Annotated in this window: 17 protein-coding genes; 7 read left to right on the top strand and 10 right to left on the bottom strand. The window is 43.7% G+C overall.

Going from position 1 to position 21132, the window contains the following annotated elements; translation table 11 throughout:
- Window positions 1-25 precede the first annotated feature (25 nt).
- Window positions 26-1171 (top strand): multidrug effflux MFS transporter, encoded by a 1146-nt coding sequence (locus CXF93_RS20955; RefSeq protein WP_101064444.1) that lies wholly within the window; start codon window positions 26-28, stop codon window positions 1169-1171.
- On the opposite strand, the gene CXF93_RS20950 is transcribed toward CXF93_RS20955, so the two are convergent.
- Together CXF93_RS20950 and CXF93_RS20945 are read right to left on the bottom strand one after the other, a co-directional pair.
- The gene (locus CXF93_RS20950; protein WP_101064443.1) at window positions 1168-1509 is read right to left on the bottom strand and encodes a Fis family transcriptional regulator; all 342 of its coding nucleotides are present in this window, start codon (window positions 1507-1509) and stop codon (window positions 1168-1170) included. The genes CXF93_RS20955 and CXF93_RS20950 overlap by 4 nt on opposite strands.
- A gap of 152 nt (window positions 1510-1661) precedes the next feature.
- The gene (locus CXF93_RS20945) at window positions 1662-3686 is read right to left on the bottom strand and encodes a PhoX family phosphatase (RefSeq protein WP_101064442.1); all 2025 of its coding nucleotides are present in this window, start codon (window positions 3684-3686) and stop codon (window positions 1662-1664) included.
- A gap of 196 nt (window positions 3687-3882) precedes the next feature.
- Between CXF93_RS20945 and CXF93_RS20940 the strand changes: the two genes are divergently transcribed.
- On the top strand, window positions 3883-4914 hold the full coding sequence (locus CXF93_RS20940) for a lipid A deacylase LpxR family protein (RefSeq protein WP_101064441.1): 1032 nt from the start codon (window positions 3883-3885) through the stop codon (window positions 4912-4914).
- 17 nt (window positions 4915-4931) lie between these two features.
- On the opposite strand, the gene CXF93_RS20935 is transcribed toward CXF93_RS20940, so the two are convergent.
- Together CXF93_RS20935 and CXF93_RS20930 are read right to left on the bottom strand one after the other, a co-directional pair.
- Window positions 4932-6977, bottom strand: coding sequence for a cache domain-containing protein (locus tag CXF93_RS20935; RefSeq protein WP_101064440.1), 2046 nt, complete (start codon window positions 6975-6977; stop codon window positions 4932-4934).
- On the bottom strand, window positions 6974-8440 hold the full coding sequence (locus CXF93_RS20930) for a sigma-54 dependent transcriptional regulator (protein WP_101064439.1): 1467 nt from the start codon (window positions 8438-8440) through the stop codon (window positions 6974-6976). Before CXF93_RS20930 ends, CXF93_RS20935 begins: the two co-directional genes overlap by 4 nt.
- Before the next feature lie 277 nt (window positions 8441-8717).
- On the opposite strand from CXF93_RS20930, the gene CXF93_RS20925 reads away from it, so the two are divergent.
- The 5 genes from CXF93_RS20925 to CXF93_RS20905 are packed head-to-tail and all read left to right on the top strand — an operon-like array spanning window position 8718 to window position 13408.
- Window positions 8718-9542, top strand: a complete 825-nt coding sequence (locus CXF93_RS20925) for a substrate-binding domain-containing protein (protein ID WP_101064632.1) — start codon at window positions 8718-8720, stop codon at window positions 9540-9542.
- Between the two features lie 27 nt (window positions 9543-9569).
- Entirely contained in the window at window positions 9570-10271 is a 702-nt protein-coding gene (locus tag CXF93_RS20920) for an ABC transporter permease (protein ID WP_101064438.1), read from the top strand.
- A gap of 15 nt (window positions 10272-10286) precedes the next feature.
- Window positions 10287-10991 (top strand): ATP-binding cassette domain-containing protein, encoded by a 705-nt coding sequence (locus tag CXF93_RS20915; protein ID WP_101064437.1) that lies wholly within the window; start codon window positions 10287-10289, stop codon window positions 10989-10991.
- The gene (mobA, locus tag CXF93_RS20910; protein ID WP_101064436.1) at window positions 10978-11565 is read left to right on the top strand and encodes a molybdenum cofactor guanylyltransferase MobA; all 588 of its coding nucleotides are present in this window, start codon (window positions 10978-10980) and stop codon (window positions 11563-11565) included. The genes CXF93_RS20915 and mobA overlap by 14 nt, the downstream gene beginning before the upstream one ends.
- A 10-nt stretch (window positions 11566-11575) precedes the next feature.
- Entirely contained in the window at window positions 11576-13408 is a 1833-nt protein-coding gene (locus CXF93_RS20905; RefSeq protein ID WP_101064435.1) for a bifunctional molybdopterin-guanine dinucleotide biosynthesis adaptor protein MobB/molybdopterin molybdotransferase MoeA, read from the top strand.
- A gap of 185 nt (window positions 13409-13593) precedes the next feature.
- On the opposite strand, the gene CXF93_RS20900 is transcribed toward CXF93_RS20905, so the two are convergent.
- The 6 genes from CXF93_RS20900 to CXF93_RS20875 form a co-directional block, all read right to left on the bottom strand.
- Window positions 13594-14646, bottom strand: a complete 1053-nt coding sequence (locus tag CXF93_RS20900; RefSeq protein ID WP_101064434.1) for a formate dehydrogenase subunit gamma — start codon at window positions 14644-14646, stop codon at window positions 13594-13596.
- 188 nt (window positions 14647-14834) lie between these two features.
- Entirely contained in the window at window positions 14835-15452 is a 618-nt protein-coding gene (fdh3B, locus tag CXF93_RS20895; protein ID WP_101064433.1) for a formate dehydrogenase FDH3 subunit beta, read from the bottom strand.
- A 12-nt stretch (window positions 15453-15464) separates the two neighbouring features.
- A complete protein-coding gene (locus tag CXF93_RS20890; RefSeq protein ID WP_101064432.1) occupies window positions 15465-18320 on the bottom strand; it encodes a formate dehydrogenase subunit alpha in 2856 nt (951 codons plus the stop codon).
- A gap of 12 nt (window positions 18321-18332) precedes the next feature.
- Window positions 18333-18536, bottom strand: coding sequence for a twin-arginine translocation signal domain-containing protein (locus CXF93_RS20885; protein WP_101064431.1), 204 nt, complete (start codon window positions 18534-18536; stop codon window positions 18333-18335).
- Between the two features lie 22 nt (window positions 18537-18558).
- The gene (locus CXF93_RS20880) at window positions 18559-19173 is read right to left on the bottom strand and encodes a molecular chaperone (RefSeq protein ID WP_017221973.1); all 615 of its coding nucleotides are present in this window, start codon (window positions 19171-19173) and stop codon (window positions 18559-18561) included.
- A 9-nt stretch (window positions 19174-19182) separates the two neighbouring features.
- Window positions 19183-20895, bottom strand: a complete 1713-nt coding sequence (locus CXF93_RS20875) for a 4Fe-4S dicluster domain-containing protein (protein ID WP_101064430.1) — start codon at window positions 20893-20895, stop codon at window positions 19183-19185.
- Window positions 20896-21132: the final 237 nt, after the last annotated feature.

Raw genomic sequence — 21132 nt, 5'->3', positions numbered from 1 at the left:
ATTAATAATTCTGAGAAAGCATGGCATGAACAAAAAACCACACATCGGCCTTATATTGGCTTTAATGATGTTTCCACAAATTGTCGAAACCATCTACAGTCCGGTATTGCCACACCTTGCAAACAGTTTCGATGTCAGCATTCATACCGCGACGCAAACCTTATCTATTTACTTTAGTGCATTTGCATTGGGTGTCATCTTTTGGGGACGTATCGCCGATCTAATTGGCCGTCGACCGACTATACTAATTGGCTTATGCACTTACGGGTTAGGGTCTATATTGGCGCTAGTCGCCACGGATTTTAATATGGTGATGGTGGCCCGATTTACGTCTGCATTTGGCGCAGCAGTTGGTTCAGTCGTGACTCAAACTATGCTGCGAGATAGCTATAACGGTAATGATTTAGTTAAAGTGTTCACGCTAATGGGTATGGGGATCTCACTGAGTCCGGTCATCGGTTTAATATCAGGTGGCTTTATCGCTGAGTACGCGGGTCATTTGGGCGTGTTTTCAGTGTTACTTATACTGGCGATATTATTATTTTTAGTGACACTTAAAGCATTGCCCGAAACGCGCCCTGACAAGATAGTAAAAGTTAACCTAATTACTTTACTCATGCGAATGCTTAAAGACAGTAACATTCGTTACAACGCTATTTTGGTCGCCCTGTTTAATTTAGTGTTATTTAGCTATTATTCACTCGCGCCATTTATCTTTAGCAAACTCGATTTTAGCTCGATTGAATTTGGTTACACTGGCATCGCATTAGCGTTTGGCAGTTTACTCGGTAGCATCCTTAACAAACGTTTGCTGCAAGCGAAATATACATCACAGTCATTACTACGTTTAGCCTGTTGTTTAGTATTGTTAGGCAGTGCAGGGGTTTACCTCACCCAAGACAGCGTTTGGTTATTAGCACCTATGCTAATTGTGGTAATGAGCTACGGTATTGCCATCCCTAATATTCTTGCGCACGCACTCGCACAATATAAAGATATCGCGGGATCTGCAGGCGCAGTATTTGGCTTATTCTATTATTTGCTCTTAGGCGCGGCATTGGCCATCACTGGTATCTTAAATAACTTAGGCTTGGTGCTGATGCTAGCAGCTGTCATCATCTTAGTCTGCACTGTTCAGCTTAATCGAGCAGTGCAGAAAAACGGCCGCTAAGCTAAACGTTTAGTCCAATTGCCGCCATTATCATGAGCACAGTTTTCTTCACTATCAAACTTGATCTGTTTATTGGGATTTTTGAGTTTTACATCCATCGACATAAGTGCTTGCGTTAACAGTCCTTGCAAACGCAAGTCTTGCTTCGATGCTGTCAACTGGGCAATATCAGCATTGCTATCAAACACACAAGTCAGCTTTAACGATGCCGGAAAATTAGCGTAATTAACCTGATGTGTTAACCATTGAAAACCCTGAATGTCGTCCTTTGCCGTTTCACAAACATCGGTAAGCACTTTACATAAATTATTATCAATCTTCTTTTCTGTTTTAGTCATCTTGCGCCCGCGGTTAGATTCTTAATATTTATAACGCTATCCTACCGTAAATCAGACGTAACAAACAATATAACCAGCCCGAAGGCTGGTTATATTGTTTGCTATACAGAGTGTTGTTATAAAAGGTACTGCAACAACAAGTGCAGGGTTAGTTAAACCCCAATCTCACCACCGTCATTTTTACGAATAATTACAGTTGCGGCGCGCGGTCGAACCGTTTTATTACGCGGTGTTGCCATCGTCGCATCGCTGCTATACGGCCAGTTAGATGGATGCTGAACGTTCAAGAACAGATCCGTTTGTGCTGGACTAAAGGCTAAGCCCGTTACTTCTGCGCCATTAGGGCCAACGAAGAAACGTTTTAGCGCCGCCTGGTTATCACTGTTAATGGTATCAAGATCGCCCGAATTCGTGGTTAACTGACTTGGTATTACAGCCAACATCTGATCATTGGTGTACTCGGTCAATTCCGGTGCGCCATTATCGGTTTGCATCCACATGATGCCACGCGCATCAAATGCTAAGCCATCTGGACTGGCGAATTGGTTTAGTTCTGCCAATCCTGAAATATTCACTTCTGGAACAGCATCTTCAGCGGCACCAAACACGAAGATATCCCAGCTAAATAATTCAGCATTATCGCCTTCTTGCCAACGAATAATATGACCCGTGCTGTTATTTAATCTTGGGTTAGCAACGTTGGTTTCCCTGGTACGTTTAGTATTATTGGTCAAGGTCATGTAAACCGCGCCATTAACCGGATCTACCGCTGCCCACTCAGGACGATCCATAGGTGTCGCGCCAACTAAATCGGCAGCGCCTGCGGTATTTAAAATAATGCCAGCCAGACTAGTAAAGTGATCAGCCAATACACCTTGGTCTTTAGTCGCCGCAGTCATGGTTAATGGTAACCATACACCAACGCCACTATCATCGAATCGAGCAACGTATAACGTGCCTTGATCCATATACTTTTCACCGACAGTTAAACGATCTGTTCTATTCGCGTCAGCGGGTTCCCAAAGTACATCAGACACAAATTTATAAATATATTCAAAGCGTGAATCATGGCCTGAATAAAATACGATTGGTTTGCCTTCAACAACTTGTCCAAACACACAACCTTCATGACGGAAACGCCCCAGAGCGGTACGTTTAGTCGCACTAGACTGATTATTATAAGGGTCTATTTCGACAATATAACCGTGGCCATTAGCTTCATTACGGTAATCTTCAGTGGCATTATTTCCCGTTTCAGTAATATCAAAACGCGTAAATTCATCATCAATTTCATCACGATTACCGGCTAAATCATCCCAGCCATAACGCGTGTTTTTATCATCAATACCGATACGAGACTGATCAGGCGCTTGGGTGCCAGTATTAACAAAATAACCCGGCCAGTTTTCTTCGCAAGTCAAGTAAGTACCCCACGGTGTATAACCATTACCGCAGTTATTTAGTGTGCCACGTACTTTGTCACCGTTTGGAGAGAAAGGCGTTTCAAGTAGCGTTTTATTAGCCACAGGGCCACTAATATCCATAGTAGTAGCAGCAGTAAAGCGGCGATTATGACTATCATTTTTCACTACATCCCAACGACCATTTGTTTGTTTAATACGCACCACAGTTACACCATGAGCATTAATCTCTTTGCGCACTTCATCAAGAATTGTACGTAAGCCCTTATAGTCAGTTCCGGTTGGATGTAATGCCTTTTGATCTATGTATTCGTGGTTAATACATAACAAGCCATCGGTAGAGCTACCGTTTAGCGGAAAGTAATGCATACCGTCATGATGCATACCTAATGAATTAGCTTGATCGATCGCGCTGTTAGAGCCATCAACTTGCCACTCTTGAGCAAGATCATTTAGCGGCGTACCCCAAGGTGCAAGCACTTGCGCGCTGTAACCTTTTGGTACTGCGACAGCATCAAGTTTAACACCCGCAATAGAATCGAAACCTAATTTAACTTTAGTGCCAGTTACCACTGTTGAATTAGTCGCTGAACTGGAACAACCCGCCAAACCAACACCACTTAGCATGCCAACAGCAGCCATGCCCATGCCTGCTCTTAATATACTGCGGCGAGAGAGTTCTCTCTCCATTACCGACGCAAATGGTTCATTGTTACTGTTATTATATTTAGTCGGATCAAATGTATCTTTGCTCATGCTTTATCAACTCAGTTATAATTTAAGACCGATATAAACTAACAAGTAATTATGTATATCCTATTTCAGAAATGTGACAGTTTTTATACATTTTTATTGAGCACCCCACACAACCAACGCTGAGCCATGGTTATATCCCTCACGTTGGCATATACGCTGCTATGGTTAAGAGTACGTTATTAATGATGGTGATAAAATGAAGTTACGCACTCTCTTCGCATTACTTTTTCCATTACTCTTTCCGTTACTCTGTGCATTAATAGCTGCGACCTCATCAAGTGTGGTGGCGTCTGAGCAGCCAACCATTACATTCGCCTTCGATAATGATGGTATTTTCGGCGTTGACCAAGACTACAGCAACGGTGTTTTTGTCGCTTATACTTCTGCTGCCATCAGCGTTCCTTCAATACTGACGCCTTTAAGTCTGTCTGTATGGGGCGCTGCATCTTTAGATAAATTTCAGCTCGCGATAGGTCATAAAATATGGACCCCTTCAGATATTGAATCTTCGGAACCAGTCGCCAACGATAGACCTTACGCTGGATACTTTTATAGTGAATTTAATTTCATCAGCCTGAGTCCACAACAAACACAACGATTTAACATCACACTTGGCGTCACAGGTGAAAGTTCACTGGCAGAGCAATCACAAAAATTGGTGCATAGCATCACAGGTTCTGATGAACCAAACGGCTGGGAATATCAAGTAGACGATGGAGTGGTTGGTAGTATTGGTTACCTCACTCACTTTAACTTGAGTCGTAATAGCTTATTTGATAGTTCTGAGTTTAATAACACAGAGTTTGAAATATCAAATGTTAGCGAAGTTAATATTGGTGGGTTTAGGAGTGATATCGCCAGCGGGATAATGTTGCGCTGGGGACGCGACCTTAGCAATAATATGGGCGCAGCTGGTATTTCAACCGAGCACCCCTTTCGCCCAAGCATGATTGGCGCGTCAAATACAGCCTGGTTTGTATTTACTGGCATTGAAGGCCGTTACCGATTTAACGACATTACCATTGAAGGTGAACGACCTAATATTCCCGATCCAGAAAACTATCCATCGACACTTGAGAATTGGCAATCAAGCGCGGTATTAGGGGTTGTCTGGTATAACAAAAATGCAGGTTTTAGCCTAACATTTACGGCTAAAACACCTGATTATGAAGAAGCATCGACTGCGTTGTACGGTACTTCCACTCTTGCTCTGTTTGCTTTTTTCTAACGTCAGCATCACTCCCGCTAATACACCTCAACAGGCAACAATAGTTCATTATGCACGACCGCTTTTTCGAGTAAATAAATCGAAAATGTCGAACCGATACCCAGATCTGATTGCACCGATATCTTACCACCGACCTCACTAATGATCGTTTGACTCACCGATAGCCCTAAACCAGTACCGCTGCGACGCGTAGTAAAAAACGGATCAAAAATACGCGCTAAATTATCTTCGCTAATACCACAACCATGATCGCTAATATGCACAGCTGCGCCAATAACATCACCGTTATCATCGTACCAATCTTCAGTTTTAATCTTCAACAGGCCTTTGTCATCCATGGCATGCACACCATTCATTTGCAAATTAACCAATACTTGCAACAATTGATGACGATTCACTTCCACGCAGCATTTGGCTTCGAGTTGCGATTCAACTTGGACATTGGCGGATTTGGTGCCGGAACGAACCAAGGTCAGACTTTCTTTAACGATAAGGTTTAAATGCTGCCAAGTAACTTCATCTTGCACACCACCTTGGCGACTGTACTGCAGTAAGCTACGGGTAATATTACGGATACGATCGATTTGTTCGTGGATCGCTTCTAGCTCTTCGCTCACCCGCAGGCTGTCATCGCCGAGCTCAAGTTGCAACAACTCCACATTACCTAAAATAACTGCGGTCGGATTATTAATTTCATGGGCAATACCAGCGGTGAGTTCGCCCAGCGCTGCCAGTTTTTCACTCATCACCAGTTTACTACGGGTTTGATTTAATAACTTAATGTACTGTTCTAACTCTTGGGTTTTATCATGTAAACTTTGGGTACGCGTACGCACTTTATCTTCAAGCTCCACAGACGCTTGTTTAATCACATCATTGCGTTGCTCTAATTGATCGAGCATGGAATCAAATTGCTGACCAAATGCCGCTAACTCATGATCTTTACATAACCCCAGATCGCCAATACGACGATTTAGTCCTAGCGGTACCACTCTCACCACATTGTGGATCTTCTCTATCGGCCTGAATAAATCACGCGCACCACGATATACCAAGCCACCCGAGAGTAATAATACCGCAATAATCCCGACACTAAATTCCGCAATATTGGTTAAAAATGTTTCGACTAATGGCCATTCTAAATAGCCCGTATACAGCATGCCGATGACATTACCATCATAATCACGTAATGGTTCATAAGCAGAGATATACCAATTGTCATAAACAAAAGCACGACCCACCCACTCCTGTCCATCAATCAGAACTTGCTGCTTCACCTCAGCAGAAACCCGGGTACCAATAGCACGTCCGTTAATTGCATCACTGTCTAATGGTACATTCGTGCTCACCCGAATATCATCCATAAACAGCGTTACCGTACCAATACTGCCCAACGGCAATTTTCCAGGGGTATAAACAAGGTCACGAATACGATCAACTAACAAGGTACTGTTATTTAATAACATACCGCCATCAACAATCCATTGTAGCTGCTTATTATTATCAAAAATAGGCAGTAAATTACGGCTAACTAAGCCTTTTGACTCTAACTTGTTTTCCCGTAATAACGGGATTTGCGCATTGATGGGCAGATTTTTGTTCAGCGCGAACAACTGCTCACTGTTTAATACTTGAAAAAATGTTTGTGCTTTACCCGCCAGTAATGACTGCTGATTCACTAATGGGAAAGTATCCAAATCTGTAGCCGGATGTAACACCACAAAGTCCAACGAATTACTTGCTGTCTGTTGCTTTACCCAAGCGGGCAATTTAGCTTTATCGGTGCGTAATAATTGCTGAAAATCGTACGAAGATGACAACGATTTAAGCTGCAGGCGCTGCTCTTTCTGCAACAGAGCAATGCTATTATGTGCCACCGTACGATCTGCTTTTACATTCATTAAGGCATTTTGCCAGGTATACGTCACAGTCCAATACATGGCCAGTGCGAACAACGCAAATAACGTCAGAATAATCGGTACAGAGGTAAGCACCAACAAGCGGTAACGCACCATAGTCCGAAAACGTTTAATCCATAACAGTATAAATTGCTTCATTTTCATAAGGCAGCTTCATCAATCCATTCTTTATATTTACGCTCTAACGTTTTACGTGCTACGCCAAGCTTACGCGCCGCTGCTGATTTATTCCCTTCATGAGAATCAACAACCTGCATGATATGTGCTTTTTCGACTTGTTTTAATGTCCATGCCGTTGGATAGCAATATTGCTCTTCATCACCATCGATTATTGATGAACAGTGACATGGGTTTTGTAGATTAGCTTCATCGATACTGGCTTGTTCAAACTCAGTAATAGCCGCTCTTGCTAACGGCACTATATCACCTTGTAGCTCGCGCCAATATTCCGCAGGCGGTTTACCCAGCAAAATACAGCGCTCCATCATATTGCGTAATTCACGAATGTTACCTGGCCAGTCATATGCTTGCATAGCTTGTATATCTTCATGCGTCCAGCTTACGCTTTTCATGCCTAAATCATTAGACAACTTCAAGGTAAAGTGATGCGCCAATGCCGGAATATCTTCAACGCGATCACGCAGCGGTGGTAACTCAACCGTTAATACATTTAGACGATAATACAGATCTTGACGAAAACGGCCTGCATCGACTTCTTGTTTTAAATTACGGTTAGTCGCTGCAACAATACGTACATCAACGGGGATCTCGCGTTCACCACCGACTGGGCGGATAGCTTTTTGCTCTAATACTCGTAATAACGATGACTGCATGGCTAATGGCATTTCACCAATCTCATCCAGAAATAGCGTACCGCCATTAGCGACGCGGAATAACCCTTCACGGCTTTTTTTAGCGCCAGTAAACGCCCCTTGAGTATGACCAAACAATTCACTTTCTAATAAATCTGGGGCAATAGATCCACAGTTTAACGGCACAAAAGGACCATTGCGTAAACTCAACTGATGCAACGCTCGCGCGACTAATTCTTTACCCGTGCCAGACTCACCTTCGACTAATACAGCGGCCATCGACGGCGCAATCTGCGTGATCAGTTTTTTCATCGCCAAGGTTTTGCTGGCGTCACCAATAATATCTATCGGGAAGGTGCGTTCAATATCGCGCTGCAAGGCAAAGTTCTGACGTTCAACTAAACGGCGCTCGATACAACGACTCACCGATTGCATCATTTGCTCGAGGTTAAACGGCTTTAAAATAAAATCGGATGCACCAGCACGCAAGGCTTTAATCGCAGTATCTAAATCCGCATAACCTGTCATGAAGATCACATCGCTGCGGCGCGTTTGCGGATCAAATGCTTCGTGCCATTCAATACCTGAACGACCCGGTAAGTTGATATCGACAATCAATAAATCGAAATGACAACGCTTACGCAGTTCTTCCCCTTCTTCGATGCTACCCGCGGTATCAACTTGCGCAAATTTTTTGCTTAAGGCTTTCTTTAAGATCGCGCGCATACCCGGTTCATCATCAACAACAAGTACCGAGACTGCAGCCCAAGAGGGAGAAGAAGTAAATTCAGACATAAATATAAATAACTACCGTAATTTTTAAGTTGCGACATTTTGTCTCATATCGACTAACAAAGTCAAAACTGTTTCAAGCCTTTATTTTCACTCAATTTAATAAAAATATTATTTACCTTTTAAATTAACTACTTATTGGTAGATATAGTGTTTTATATGGTGTATTTTTTAATTTGGCATCTAATTTGCTTTATAACGACAAATACTGTGATTTTTCAACTAACTTTTCTTATATAGCTAACTTAAACGTCAGGAAGACCTAATGACTGTAAAACCGATGACTGTAATACCGATGACATGTATCCAAACATTACTTGCGCTATTCGCACTTGCAACAACCACAGGTGTTAATGCCGCAGACGACATGAAGATCCGTTTGGCTACGACCACCAGTACTTACCATTCAGGACTGCTTGATTTCTTACTGCCTGAATTCAAAAAAGACACAGGTTACACAGTCGACGTACTTGCAGCGGGCACCGGTAAATCATTACGTATGGGTCAAAATGGCGATGTTGATTTGGTGATGACTCACGCGGCAAAAGCCGAAGCTAAATTTGTTGAGGCAGGTTACGGCGTACTACCACGTAAATTGATGTATAACGATTTTGTCTTGGTTGGTCCAAAAAATGATCCTGCAAAAATCAATACCGATAAAGATGTAGTAAAAGCACTCGCTGGCATCGCATCTTACAACGCTACTTTCATCTCTCGTGGTGATGACTCAGGGACTAACAAGAAAGAATTAGGTCTGTGGGCACAAACTAAAATGGAACCCAACTTTACTGGCTACAAAGCGGTAGGCCAAGGCATGGGACCAACACTGAACATGGCATCGGAACTACAGGCATACACATTAACTGACCGCGGTACTTGGTTAGCTTACCAAAACAAACTCGACCTGCAGATTGTAGTGCAAGGTGACAAACGTTTATTTAACCCGTACCAAGTTATCTTAGTGAACCCAAGCCGTTACCCAAGCATCAACTATCAAGGTGCAAAGATTTTCAGCGATTGGTTAGTGAATCCAAAAGCACAGACTATGATCAACAGTTATAAACGTGGTGGCGAACAATTATTTGTAGCTAATGCCAAGTCTTAATCAACGAACGAGTAACTTAGATAGCTAATGAATATCTGGCAAACGACCCAAGACGCAGTACAACTTCTCTTCAGTGGCGATATGGCACTGTGGGGAATTGTTGGTGTGTCATTCTCAGTGTCTTTGCTGGCGATCACCTTGGTTCTCGTACCAGCATTAGTGATCGCCTTTGCCCTCGCCTACGGAAAATTCCCTGGGCGCTGGTTAATACTGTCTTTATTTAATACCTGCCAATCCATCCCCACGGTGGTGATTGGCTTGTTACTTTATATGATGCTGTCTCGCGCTGGTCCACTCGGTGATTGGCAAATGCTGTTTACCCAAAAAGCGATGATCTTGGGACAGATGCTAGTGTGTTTTCCGATTTTAGTATCAATGATGCACGCCGCGTTCCAAAACAGTGATCGCCGTGCCTGGGAAACCGCACTGACATTAGGGGCAAGTTTACCCCGCGCCTTGTTAAGTTTGATGTGGGAATGTCGATTCCCGTTACTTGCCGCGGTTATCGCTGCATTTAGTCGTATTATTACCGAAGTTGGCTGTTCGATGATGGTCGGCGGTAATATTCTCAATTCGACCCGTAATATCCCCACCGCAATCGCCCTAGAAAGTTCAAAAGGCGCGTTTGCACAAGGGGTCGCCCTAGGCATGGTGTTATTGATCTTGGCACTAGGACTTAATTTTTTATTATCTATCGCCCGTGGTAAAGCCCACTTGCGTACCAACTAGGCTGAGGTATAGGTCATGTCGCAAATTACTATTCAAGCAGAAGATATCTCAATCCGCTTTAAAGATCGGCTGCTATTTCACATACCTCACCTTAAATTCGGCCCGCAAGAAGCGATTTACCTCACAGGAGCCAATGGCGTGGGTAAAACCACCCTGTTAAAAATATTATCCGGCTTACAAAGCCCGACCACAGGGAAAGTTAATCTGCAGTGTCAGCACTGGTTTAGCCGTTTATTTAAAAGTAATGCGAAAAATGGTGTTATCTATATGCATCAAACACCGTATATGTTTGATGGTAGCGTACTGGATAATGTCTGTTATGGTTTAAAATTCGCCATAAGAGGTCGCCAAGCACAACGAAGTGAAGCGATAACAGCCTTACGTATGGTAGGGTTAGAGACCTTAGCTAATGAACATATTTCGGTATTGTCAGGTGGCGAACGCCAACGCGTAGCAATGGCAAGAGCTTGGGTACTAAAACCGAGCGTGCTATTGATGGACGAATCAAGTGCCAGCATGGATAAAGAATCCATTGAACGCCAAGTGGTGTTAGCCAAAGATTTACTCGAGCGCGGCTCAACCTTAGTCATCACCAGCCACCAGCAAAATGCGCTTACCGCACTTTGTCGCCGTCAGTGGTGCATTAGCAATAGCAAACTAATCGAACGAGCAGATTTACAGCTCATTAAAAAAGATAAGGATAACTATGCTTTCGGCTGAACAAACAAGTTGGGTAATTTTAGCAGGCGGGCAAGCAAGCCGCATGGGTGGAAATGATAAAGGGTTAGTACAATTAGCGGGTAAAGCCATGATTGAACATGTTATCGATACTTTAGCACCGCAGACAGCTGATATTGCTATTAACGCCAATCGCAACCAAGACAGTTATAGCCAATATGGCGCCGTGTTTGGCGATCAATTACAAGGTTACCCAGGACCACTCGGTGGTATGCATGCTGCTATTTTACATTTAGCTGATTCAGAGTGGATTGGCTTTGTACCTTGTGACTGCCCACAATTACCCCATGATTTAGTCGCGCGTATGGCCAGCGCTTGTCAAGCCGATACCGATATTCTCGTGGCCCATGATGGTGAACATATTCAACCTGTGGTGACACTATTACATCGTCGCATTTTACCGAAATTAGAAGCATTTTTAGATAATGGCGATCGTAAAATCATCCTGTTGTATCGTCAGTGCAATATGCTCACGGTAGATTTTAGCGATCAGCCAGACGCCTTCGTTAATTTAAATACCCCAGTAGAATTAGTCCAATTTGGACAAACAAAATGAGTCAACAACAATGAGTAAAATATACGCATCATTACCTTTACTCGGCTTTGCAGCATTTAGTGGTACAGGCAAGACCACACTACTCGAAGCCATGTTACCCAAGTTGGTGGCGCGTGGGATCCGGGTTGCGGTGATTAAACATGCGCACCACGATTTTGATATCGACCAACCGGGCAAAGACAGCCACCGCTTACGCAAAGCTGGTGCGAGTCAAATGCTGATTTCATCTCGTTGTCGCCGTGCGCTCGTCACGGAAACCCCTGATGAGGAAGCAACATTACCGCATTTGATCGCCCAACTAGATCAAACTAAGCTCGACCTTATTTTGGTTGAAGGCTTTAAAAATCTCAGTTTCCCTAAGATTGAACTACACCGTAGTGAAGTAGGCAAACCTTGGTTGCATCCAACAGACGATAATATTATTGCCGTTGCAGCCAATGTAGCAGTGCCAGCGCTTTTACCAGAGCAAATCGCATTACCACAACTGGATATTAATAACCTTGAACAGATCACTGATTTTGTGGTGCGTTTTATTCAAGGTGAAGTTGGTACCAGTGCAACAGTAAGACCACAAGGTTTGCAATGTGGCGATCTAACACCACAAGGCATGCTCTCGGTAGCAGAAGGCCGTGATCGTATTCTTGGTCATATTGTACCAATTAAGCAAACGCAGACTGTTGATTTAAAAGCAGCTTTGGGTCAAATTGTCGCACATGACATTCTATCGCCCGTCAATGTACCGCAACACACCAATTCAGCAATGGATGGTTATGCCATTCGTGGTGACGATTTAACCTGTGCAGACTATGACGTGGTAGCCCATGTCATGGCTGGGCACAGCTACGACTTACCGCTCGAAAAAGGTCAAGCAGTACGCATCATGACAGGTGCCGCGGTACCAGAATGTGCTGATACTGTCGTCATGCGCGAGCAAGCACAGCAAACGAACGATGCTCTAGACAATTCAGTAAAGAATACAGTACGCTTTGATCTGACAATTGCAGCGATTCATCCTGGTCAAAACGTGCGTCAAGCAGGTGAAGATCTGGCATTAGGCCAAACAGCCGTTGCTGCGAATAGCAAGATCACCGCACCAGAGTTAGGCATGATCGCCTCACTGGGGATCAATCAAGTATCCGTAAAAAGAGCGATTCGCGTGGCGATTTTCTCCACCGGTGATGAAGTTCAACATCCGGGTGAAGCGCAAAAGAATAACTGTATCTACGATTCAAACCGTTACACCTTACACGCGATGTTAACGCAAGCAGGTTGTGAAGTGATTGACTTAGGCATTATCGAAGACAATGAAGCAGCATTGGAAGCCACCTTAGCGCAAGGCAGCCAGCAAGCTGATTTGATCTTATCTTCTGGAGGTGTATCGGTTGGCGATGCTGATTACATTAAGACGGTATTAGCAAAACTCGGACAAATTAACTTTTGGCGTATCAATATGCGCCCAGGTCGGCCGCTTGCCTTTGGTCACATCGATGACACGCCGTTTTTTGGATTACCGGGTAATCCGGTGGCGGTGATGGTGGTGTTTTTACAATTTGTCGAACCTGCGATCCGCAAGCTGCAGGGCATGGACAATTGGCAGCCACAAGTATTCAATGCTGTGGCAACAGAAAGATTCCGCTCTCGCCCTAATCGCACTGAGTATACCCGTGGTATTTTTGGGTTTGATGCTAACGGTCGTTTAACCGTAAAAAGTACCGGACAGCAAGGCTCAGGCATCTTACGTTCGATGAGTGAAGCGAATTGCTTGGTTGAAGTATTACCTGAACAGGCAAATGCAGAAATTGGCGATTTGGTGCGCGTTGTACCACTACAGGGTCGTGTTTAGTACTAATCCTTTCGGTGATGACAGAATGTTATTACAGAAAACTCATTTAATCCTACGTTAGCAACGACGTAGCGTTAAAAAACCGCTATAAATAAAATAGTGGCGTGCTCACATCACGCCACTATGTCCCAATTACATCTACTCTTATTATTACTTATTACTTATTACTTATCACTTATCACTTATCACTTATCATCTGATTTTGATGGCGATTCGCTTGTAGGCTGATTCTCTGGTAAGTCTTTTACTTTTTCATACCAGATATCATGGTGCTCTTTGGCCCACGTTTCATCAACTTCGCCAGTAACCATGCCTTCTAGTGATGCTTCAATACCCACTAAGCCAACATAGATATGGAATACAAAACCACAGATCAATACTAACGATGCCAGCATATGCACTAGATTCGATAGTTCCATATCACGACGAGTTTGATCAAACAGCGGGAAATCGAGAATAAAGCCGCTAAAGATAATGAACACACCACAAAATATCAGTAACCAAAACAGCGCTTTTTCACCACCGTTAGAGAAGTCTGCAGATGGGTGCGTGCCTTTATGTTTACCGACCATACCGCCCATTTTCATGAACCACTTAATATCGACCTTAGTAAACAGACTCTTACGCCACCATTTTATCATCACCGTAAACAGTAAGATGGCAAACAATGGGCCGACATAGTTATGATATTGTTTTACACCATAAATAATCATCGCCCAAATATCACGCGGAATAATCGGTTTAATAAAGTGTTTCCCATACACCAAAGTCAGTCCCGTCACGGCGAGACTTAAAAAGGTAAAGGCCATACTCCAATGTAAAGTACGATCGACCAGACTCCAACGTTTAATCTTCCGGCCGGTTTTAGCTTTACTTAATCGCAGTGGACCAATAGTAAAATAAGCCAGTACCACTAACCCGATACTGCCAAAAATCGCTAATGCCCCTAATGGTGACATCCACTTCTCTTTCAGAATAAACCAAGCTTGTCCCGGTACACTGATCAATACACCGTGTTCCGGTGATTTTGATGTGGTGTACCCCTCTTGACCATCTCGTACTGCACGCCAATAATCAGCGCCTGCAAAACCAGCAAGCTCACCTTTTACTGACGATTCGCCTAAACGTTCACTGCTCGTCTTGTTATCTGCGGTTTCACTCGCAAGTGCTGACAAGGTAAAGCTCAGCATTAATACACTCACCAATAGAGTGAACCAATGTTGAATTCGCTTAGTCATTAAATCTCCTCACTGTGTCTACACAACAGCGCTAAATAGACAGCGGTTTATCACGAAACCAACTGCCTATGCTTATATTAAAACTAATCGGTATTACTGCTAATCAATGAGGATGAACCAAACAATAATAATCAGTTCATATCCACGTGATGACGGCTAGCTAATTTGCATTAACCAGCGAATCTATATTAGCTTTCTTGCGGTTTGCTTGCGTCATAAGCGAGGTCAGCAGTACTTGCCCAACCTGCATTTTTCGCACCACGCGCAACAACACGCTCAGCATAAACATCAGAGATCTTAGATGCATCACCAGCAAGCAAAGCTTTAGTAGAACAAAGCGATGCACACATAGGTAACTTACCTTCAGCAATACGGTTAGCGCCGTATTTTTCTTTCTCTTCTGCAGAACCGTCTTCTACATTTGGTCCACCAGCACAGAAGGTACATTTGTCCATTTTGCCACGTTCACCAAAGGCATCTTGTTTTGGAAATTGCGGCGCGCCAAATGGACAAGCAAACAAACAATAACCACAACCGATACACAAGTCTTTGTCGTGAAGCACGATGCCATCTTCAGTACGTTCAAAGCAATCTGCAGGACAAACAGCCATACACGGTGCATCGGTACAATGCATACATGCTACAGAGATTGAGCTTTCACCCGGTTCACCGTCGTTTAAAGTAACAACACGGCGGCGTTGGATACCCCATTCTAGGGCATCATCATTTTCGTTCTTACATGCGGTAACACAACCATTGCATTCAATACAACGTTTAGAGTCACACAAAAATTTCATACTCGCCATCGGAATGACTCCTTACGCTTTAAAGATCTTACAGAGGGTTACTTTCGTTTCCTGCATTTGTGTCACAGGATCATAACCATAGGTTGTTACAATATTTGCTGATTCGCCCGATACATAGGGCGTTGAACCTTCAGGGTAGTTCCCGCGTAAATCTTCACCTTGGAAATAACCACCAAAATGGAACGGCAGAAAGGCCAGTCCCGGTTTAACCCGACGTGTAACCATAGCTTTCACATGGATACGACCTTTTTCAGGACCTTCAACCCATACCATTTCACCGTCTCTAAAGCCTAAATCGTTAGCATCTTTCGGGTTAACTTCAACAAACATTTCTTGCTGTAATTCTGCTAACCAAGGATTTGAACGCGTTTCATCACCACCACCTTCATACTCAACCAAACGACCCGAAGTTAAGATAATTGGGTATTCGCCCGATACATCTTTGTCTTGGATTGATTTGTATAACGTCGGTAAACGGAACATCGCTTCACTGTCATCCCATGTTGGATAATCAGCAACTAAGTCACGACGTGGCGTATACAAAGGTTCACGATGAATTGGCACCGCATCAGGGAACGTCCATACCACAGCTCGCGCTTTAGCGTTACCAAATGGGATACAACCGTGTTTAATTGCCACACGTTGAATACCGCCAGATACATCAGTTTTCCAGTTCTTACCTTCTGCTTTTGATTTCTCATCAACGGTAAGTTCGTCCCACCAACCAAGTTGCTTAAGTAACTTGTCACTGAATTCTGGGAAGCCGCCTTCTAGCTCACAGTCTTTTGAATAACTGTCAACAGCCAGTAAGCTTTCGCCATTACGTTCAACACCAAAACGGGCACGGAAGTTACCGCCACCCAGTGCCACAGGCTTAGATGTGTCATAAAGAATATGGGTACCAGGGTGTTTCATTTCTGGCGTACCCCAACATGGCCAAGGTAGACCGTAAGTCTCACCATCAACAACACCACCTTCAGCAGCGAGCGTGGTTTTATGGAAAGTATGCCAATTTTTCTGGTGTGCTTTCAAGCGTTCAGGACTTTGTCCAGTATAACCAATGGTCCACATACCCTTGTTATATTCACGGGTAATGTCTTCAATCACCGGTTGGTTATTTTTAACCGCTATGTTTTTAAACAACTGCTCATCTAAACCCAGTTTCTTGGCAAGCAAGTACATGATCTCGTGATCGGGTTTAGACTCAAACAATGGCTCAATTACTTGGTCACGCCATTGGATTGAACGGTTTGTTGCGGTAACCGAACCTGTAGTTTCAAACTGGGTTGTCGCTGGTAACAGATAAACATTGTCAGTACGACCGTTCATTACCGCCGCAACACCTGGATACGGGTCAACAATAACCATCATGTCCAGTTTACCCATTGCGGTGCGCATTTCTGGACCACGGGTTTGTGAGTTAACCGCATGACCCCAATAGAACATGGCACGGATATTATCGTTCTGTTCGATATTGTCTTTGTTTTCTAATACGCCATCAATCCAACGCGATACCGGAATACCAGCATGGTTCATTGGCAGCTTGCCACGGTAGTCTTTTTGATCAAAACGGTTTTTCAGCCATTCATAATCAACATCCCATACCCCAGCCCAGTGTTTCCATGCGCCTTCAGATAAACCGTAATAACCCGGTAAGTTATCTGATAACACACCAAAATCTGTTGCGCCCTGTACGTTATCATGACCACGGAAAATATTAGCACCGCCGCCTGATTTACCCATGTTGCCTAACGCAAGTTCAAGGATACAATAAGCGCGGGTATTGTTATTACCCGTTGTATGCTGGGTACCACCCATACACCAAACTACGCAACCAGGACGGTTTTCAGATAACAGTTTTGCGGTTTCATATACTTCAGCTTCCGGTACACCAGATACACGTTCAACTTCTGCAGGTGTCCATTTAGCCACTTCAGCACGGACTTCTTCCATACCATAAACACGTTGATGGATAAATTCTTTATCTTCCCATTCATTTTTAAAGACGTGATATAGCACACCCCAAACGAAGGCAACGTCAGAACCAGGACGTAGTGATACGTAATGATCGGCTTTTGCGGCAGTACGGGTGCGACGAGGGTCGGCAACCACAATTTTACAACTGTTCTTTTCTTTGGCGATGAGGATATGCTGCATAGCAACAGGATGTGCTTCAGCAGGGTTTGAACCAATGAACAAGATAGATTTACAGTTATGCATGTCATTAAGCGAGTTCGTCATCGCCCCATAACCCCAAGTATTGGCAACGCCGGCTACTGTGGTTGAGTGACAAATTCGTGCTTGGTGATCGACATTGTTGGTGCCCCACATCGATACCATTTTACGGAACAAATACGCTTGTTCATTGTTGTGTTTTGCTGAGCCTAACCAGTACACAGAATCAGGACCTGACTCTTCACGGATCTTAAGCACTTGCTGACTAACTTCTTCAAGTGCTGTTTCCCAGCTCATTTTTATCCATTTACCGTTAACCAGCTTCATTGGATATTTTAGACGTTTAGCACCATGACCATGCTCACGCAATGCTGCACCTTTAGCACAGTGACCGCCCGCATTGAACGGGTGATCAAATGCCGGTTCTTGCCCTGTCCACACACCTTCTTGTACTTCAGCGTAGATACCGCAGCCCACAGAACAGTGCGAGCAGATAGTACGTTTAATTTCCACTGGCGATTCAGCATCAACTGATTTCGCTTCAGCCTTTTTCATCATGCCCGGTGCGAACATACCCACACCAACAGCACCACCTGCGGCAGCGATTGAAGAGTTGCGCATAAAAGCACGGCGTGAAATACCGAGTTGTTTTTCGTCCTTACTGACCGTATCGGAACGTTTAGTTAATTTCATTTAGAGCTCCGCTTACAAAGTATCGTAATAGTCACGAATGTGTTGAGTTTCATGGTAACCTGTTGTTTTTTTTTGTTTATCATTCTTTTCTTGGCTATCAACAGACGCATTCGCAGTGGTGGATACACCCGTTGCGATAGCCCCTACTGCAACACCTAAACCAATGTTTTTTAACAGTTGGCGACGGTCTTCATCCGGCTTATTTTGTTTACTCATCGAGTTTGCTCCTTTATCGTTATTATTTTTTTACGTCGATAAAACGTATTTTTTCAATACTTAAAAATTGCCAAGCTAATTCTGCGACTGCGCTGTAAAACACGGCACTTTTCGCTTTTTTCAAATCTTGGCAAAAACGTTCAAACCAAGTGTCGATATGACGATTAAAAAACTCAGCTTGATCGCTATGATTACTTTCGCTCACCAACATGGTCATCACTTCTAACAAGGCGGCGATATGATCTTCCGGTTCTTTTACTGATTCATCACGTTGAAAACCCAGTTTTTTCAAATCATGACGCAAATGTGCAAGCGGCATTTCCATTAATGATCCGGTAAGAAACCAAGAGCCAAACGGGACAATTTCACCATGGCCGATACCAATAAACAGGTCTTGATATTCATCTTCCGCGGCTGTTAATAAGGTTTTTTGTGCGGCCAACTTCAATAGTGGCCAAGCAGCTGACATACCCGTGGTTTGAATTAATGCATTCGGCGCATCAACGTCGAGATTCGCTAACCAATCAATAACCTCTGCATCAGGTGCTTTACGTAATAAATGTGCGAGTAAGCTGTAAATATCGATGCGCAATGCAGCATCTTCAGTAAATGACTGTGACATATTTTGTGATCCCATAATGTAGCCCTACACGTTTAACTGACGTAGTGGATCGTCAGCCATGTCTGAAAAAATATCGCGAACACGACAGTCTTCACACATAGATAAACGGCGAATTGCATCACCTTGAAATTGGCTGTGACCTTGGAGTTTCTCGGTTAACATGGCAATCATCGATGCAGGTGCAAACGCTTTGCCACAACTTAAACAACAAGCCGCCTCTTCTTCGTGGATCATCACCACACTACGACGACTTTCCGCGTCCCAATTCAGACCCGGTTTAAGACTAATCACTTGTTCAGGACAGGCTTTTTCACAGAGACCACACTGCACACAATCTTGTTCTCTAAACTGTAGACCAGGGCGATCACCAACAGCATGTAATGCACTCGTTGGACACACTGCGACACAACCCATGCACAAGGTACAATCATCGGTTTTACATTCCACACCGCCATAAGGTGCATTTTCAGGCATGACTGAATGTGTCGGTTGCAGTGGACTTTGTGCAGATAATTTATCTAACGCAGTAAATAATTTTTCACGCTTAGTGCCAGACAGTTGCTCTGCTAATACCGCGTTATCCATTACGGCGATCTTATTCTCAACAACAGGTAATACCGGTTGAGTAAACGCCACAAAGTCTGCTGCCGAATCTAAATCAAACAAACAAATACGCCCGGCTTCAAAACCCATCTCCGTTAAGAAGGTATTGGCAATGGCCAGTTCATCATTAAGCACGCGATCAATCGTCGCCGGGATATAGGCGATGTTAGTGGCCAGTAATACTTGATGCGCACCATAGAGTAAGGCGCTAAACCAAGTATCAACACCAACCGTAGCCAGCTCTTCTAAAGCAATAGGAATAACATTTGATGGTAATAACGGTAATTTTTCTGCCACCGTTTGTTCGTCACGATTACCAAAGAATAAAATCGTTGGCTGTTCGCCACCCGCCATTTGATAACTGTTTAATAAACGGTAAATAAAGTTCTGAGTCTTTTCTGGTTCTGGTAATGCGTAAGTAATCGCTTCAGTCGGACAAGCCGTGGCACACGTCCCTACGCCTTGGCATAAGAACGGATTAATTTCGATAGCGTGACCATTACTGGTTAACGCACCTGCAGGACAAGCATCAACACAACGCGTACAACCGCCCACGCCACGTGATGAATGCGCACAAATATCATTGTCTAAACGAAAGTATTTTGGTTTATCAAACGTACCTAGCATTTCAGGTAAGGTTTCAATGACATCGGCAATCGCTGCTTTACCGCTACCAACAGGGTAATAACCAGGCGCTGGTATTTCGGTTTGAATAAGGCTATCCGCGCTCATATCAACGACTAAATCAAAACTATCACCACCAATGGTCACTTCCGCTAAATTGGTAAAAGTACTCAGTAAGCTACCCGCTACACGGCAGTTCACTTCGAACGCACCAAGGTAACCTTTAATTGTTACTTCATTACTAAAAAATACTTTGTCATTGCTATCGTTCGTCGCTGGCGCGGCATCTGTTGCAGCAGACGTCGCCAGCAGTGTTACTGAATTCAATGTTGCAAATTGCGGTGCTAGTGCCGTGATAATATCGTAAGCACCAATGATCAATAAGTTGCCACGACTTTCGTAAGATACCGTCGGCGGGATCAGATTAGATAATTCAACGGTATCGGCTATCGCCGCAAAGCGTGCTTGACCGTTGCTATCAGTAAATGTTTCTAAAGTACTTTTTAACATTGCTATTCCTGTATCTCGTCACCGTTATAAGGGTGTCGATTAAACTGCGAGTAATTACTCGCTGCTCTCTGCTAGCGTACGTTCATATTCGTACTTTTTGCTGTCGCTATTTTGCTGTAGCTAATAGAGCAATAACCGAACCAACTTTTAACGGAATAAAATGACCTATAAAGAGTTAAAGTCAGAGAGGGATTGTTTACTTATTCCTAAACGGGACATAATGTCGCTATAAACAAT

The sequence above is a fragment of the Moritella sp. Urea-trap-13 genome (assembly GCF_002836355.1).
In the GTDB taxonomy this organism is placed as follows: Bacteria; Pseudomonadota; Gammaproteobacteria; order Enterobacterales; family Moritellaceae; genus Moritella.
The sequence above is the reverse complement of the archived record's forward strand: the minus strand, read 5'-3'. Positions and strand labels throughout refer to the sequence as shown.

Coding starts and splice junctions, on each gene's coding strand:
- CXF93_RS20925 (WP_101064632.1), top strand. CDS start 8,718: ATGACTGTAATACCGATGACATGTATCCAAACATTACTTGCGCTATTC.
- CXF93_RS20915 (WP_101064437.1), top strand. CDS start 10,287: ATGTCGCAAATTACTATTCAAGCAGAAGATATCTCAATCCGCTTTAAA.
- CXF93_RS20940 (WP_101064441.1), top strand. CDS start 3,883: ATGAAGTTACGCACTCTCTTCGCATTACTTTTTCCATTACTCTTTCCG.
- CXF93_RS20935 (WP_101064440.1), bottom strand. CDS start 6,977: ATGAAAATGAAGCAATTTATACTGTTATGGATTAAACGTTTTCGGACT.
- fdh3B (WP_101064433.1), bottom strand. CDS start 15,452: ATGGCGAGTATGAAATTTTTGTGTGACTCTAAACGTTGTATTGAATGC.
- CXF93_RS20875 (WP_101064430.1), bottom strand. CDS start 20,895: ATGTTAAAAAGTACTTTAGAAACATTTACTGATAGCAACGGTCAAGCA.
- CXF93_RS20880 (WP_017221973.1), bottom strand. CDS start 19,173: ATGGGATCACAAAATATGTCACAGTCATTTACTGAAGATGCTGCATTG.
- mobA (WP_101064436.1), top strand. CDS start 10,978: ATGCTTTCGGCTGAACAAACAAGTTGGGTAATTTTAGCAGGCGGGCAA.
- CXF93_RS20890 (WP_101064432.1), bottom strand. CDS start 18,320: ATGAAATTAACTAAACGTTCCGATACGGTCAGTAAGGACGAAAAACAA.
- CXF93_RS20945 (WP_101064442.1), bottom strand. CDS start 3,686: ATGAGCAAAGATACATTTGATCCGACTAAATATAATAACAGTAACAAT.
- CXF93_RS20920 (WP_101064438.1), top strand. CDS start 9,570: ATGAATATCTGGCAAACGACCCAAGACGCAGTACAACTTCTCTTCAGT.
- CXF93_RS20900 (WP_101064434.1), bottom strand. CDS start 14,646: ATGACTAAGCGAATTCAACATTGGTTCACTCTATTGGTGAGTGTATTA.
- CXF93_RS20950 (WP_101064443.1), bottom strand. CDS start 1,509: ATGACTAAAACAGAAAAGAAGATTGATAATAATTTATGTAAAGTGCTT.
- CXF93_RS20885 (WP_101064431.1), bottom strand. CDS start 18,536: ATGAGTAAACAAAATAAGCCGGATGAAGACCGTCGCCAACTGTTAAAA.
- CXF93_RS20955 (WP_101064444.1), top strand. CDS start 26: ATGAACAAAAAACCACACATCGGCCTTATATTGGCTTTAATGATGTTT.
- CXF93_RS20930 (WP_101064439.1), bottom strand. CDS start 8,440: ATGTCTGAATTTACTTCTTCTCCCTCTTGGGCTGCAGTCTCGGTACTT.
- CXF93_RS20905 (WP_101064435.1), top strand. CDS start 11,576: ATGAGTAAAATATACGCATCATTACCTTTACTCGGCTTTGCAGCATTT.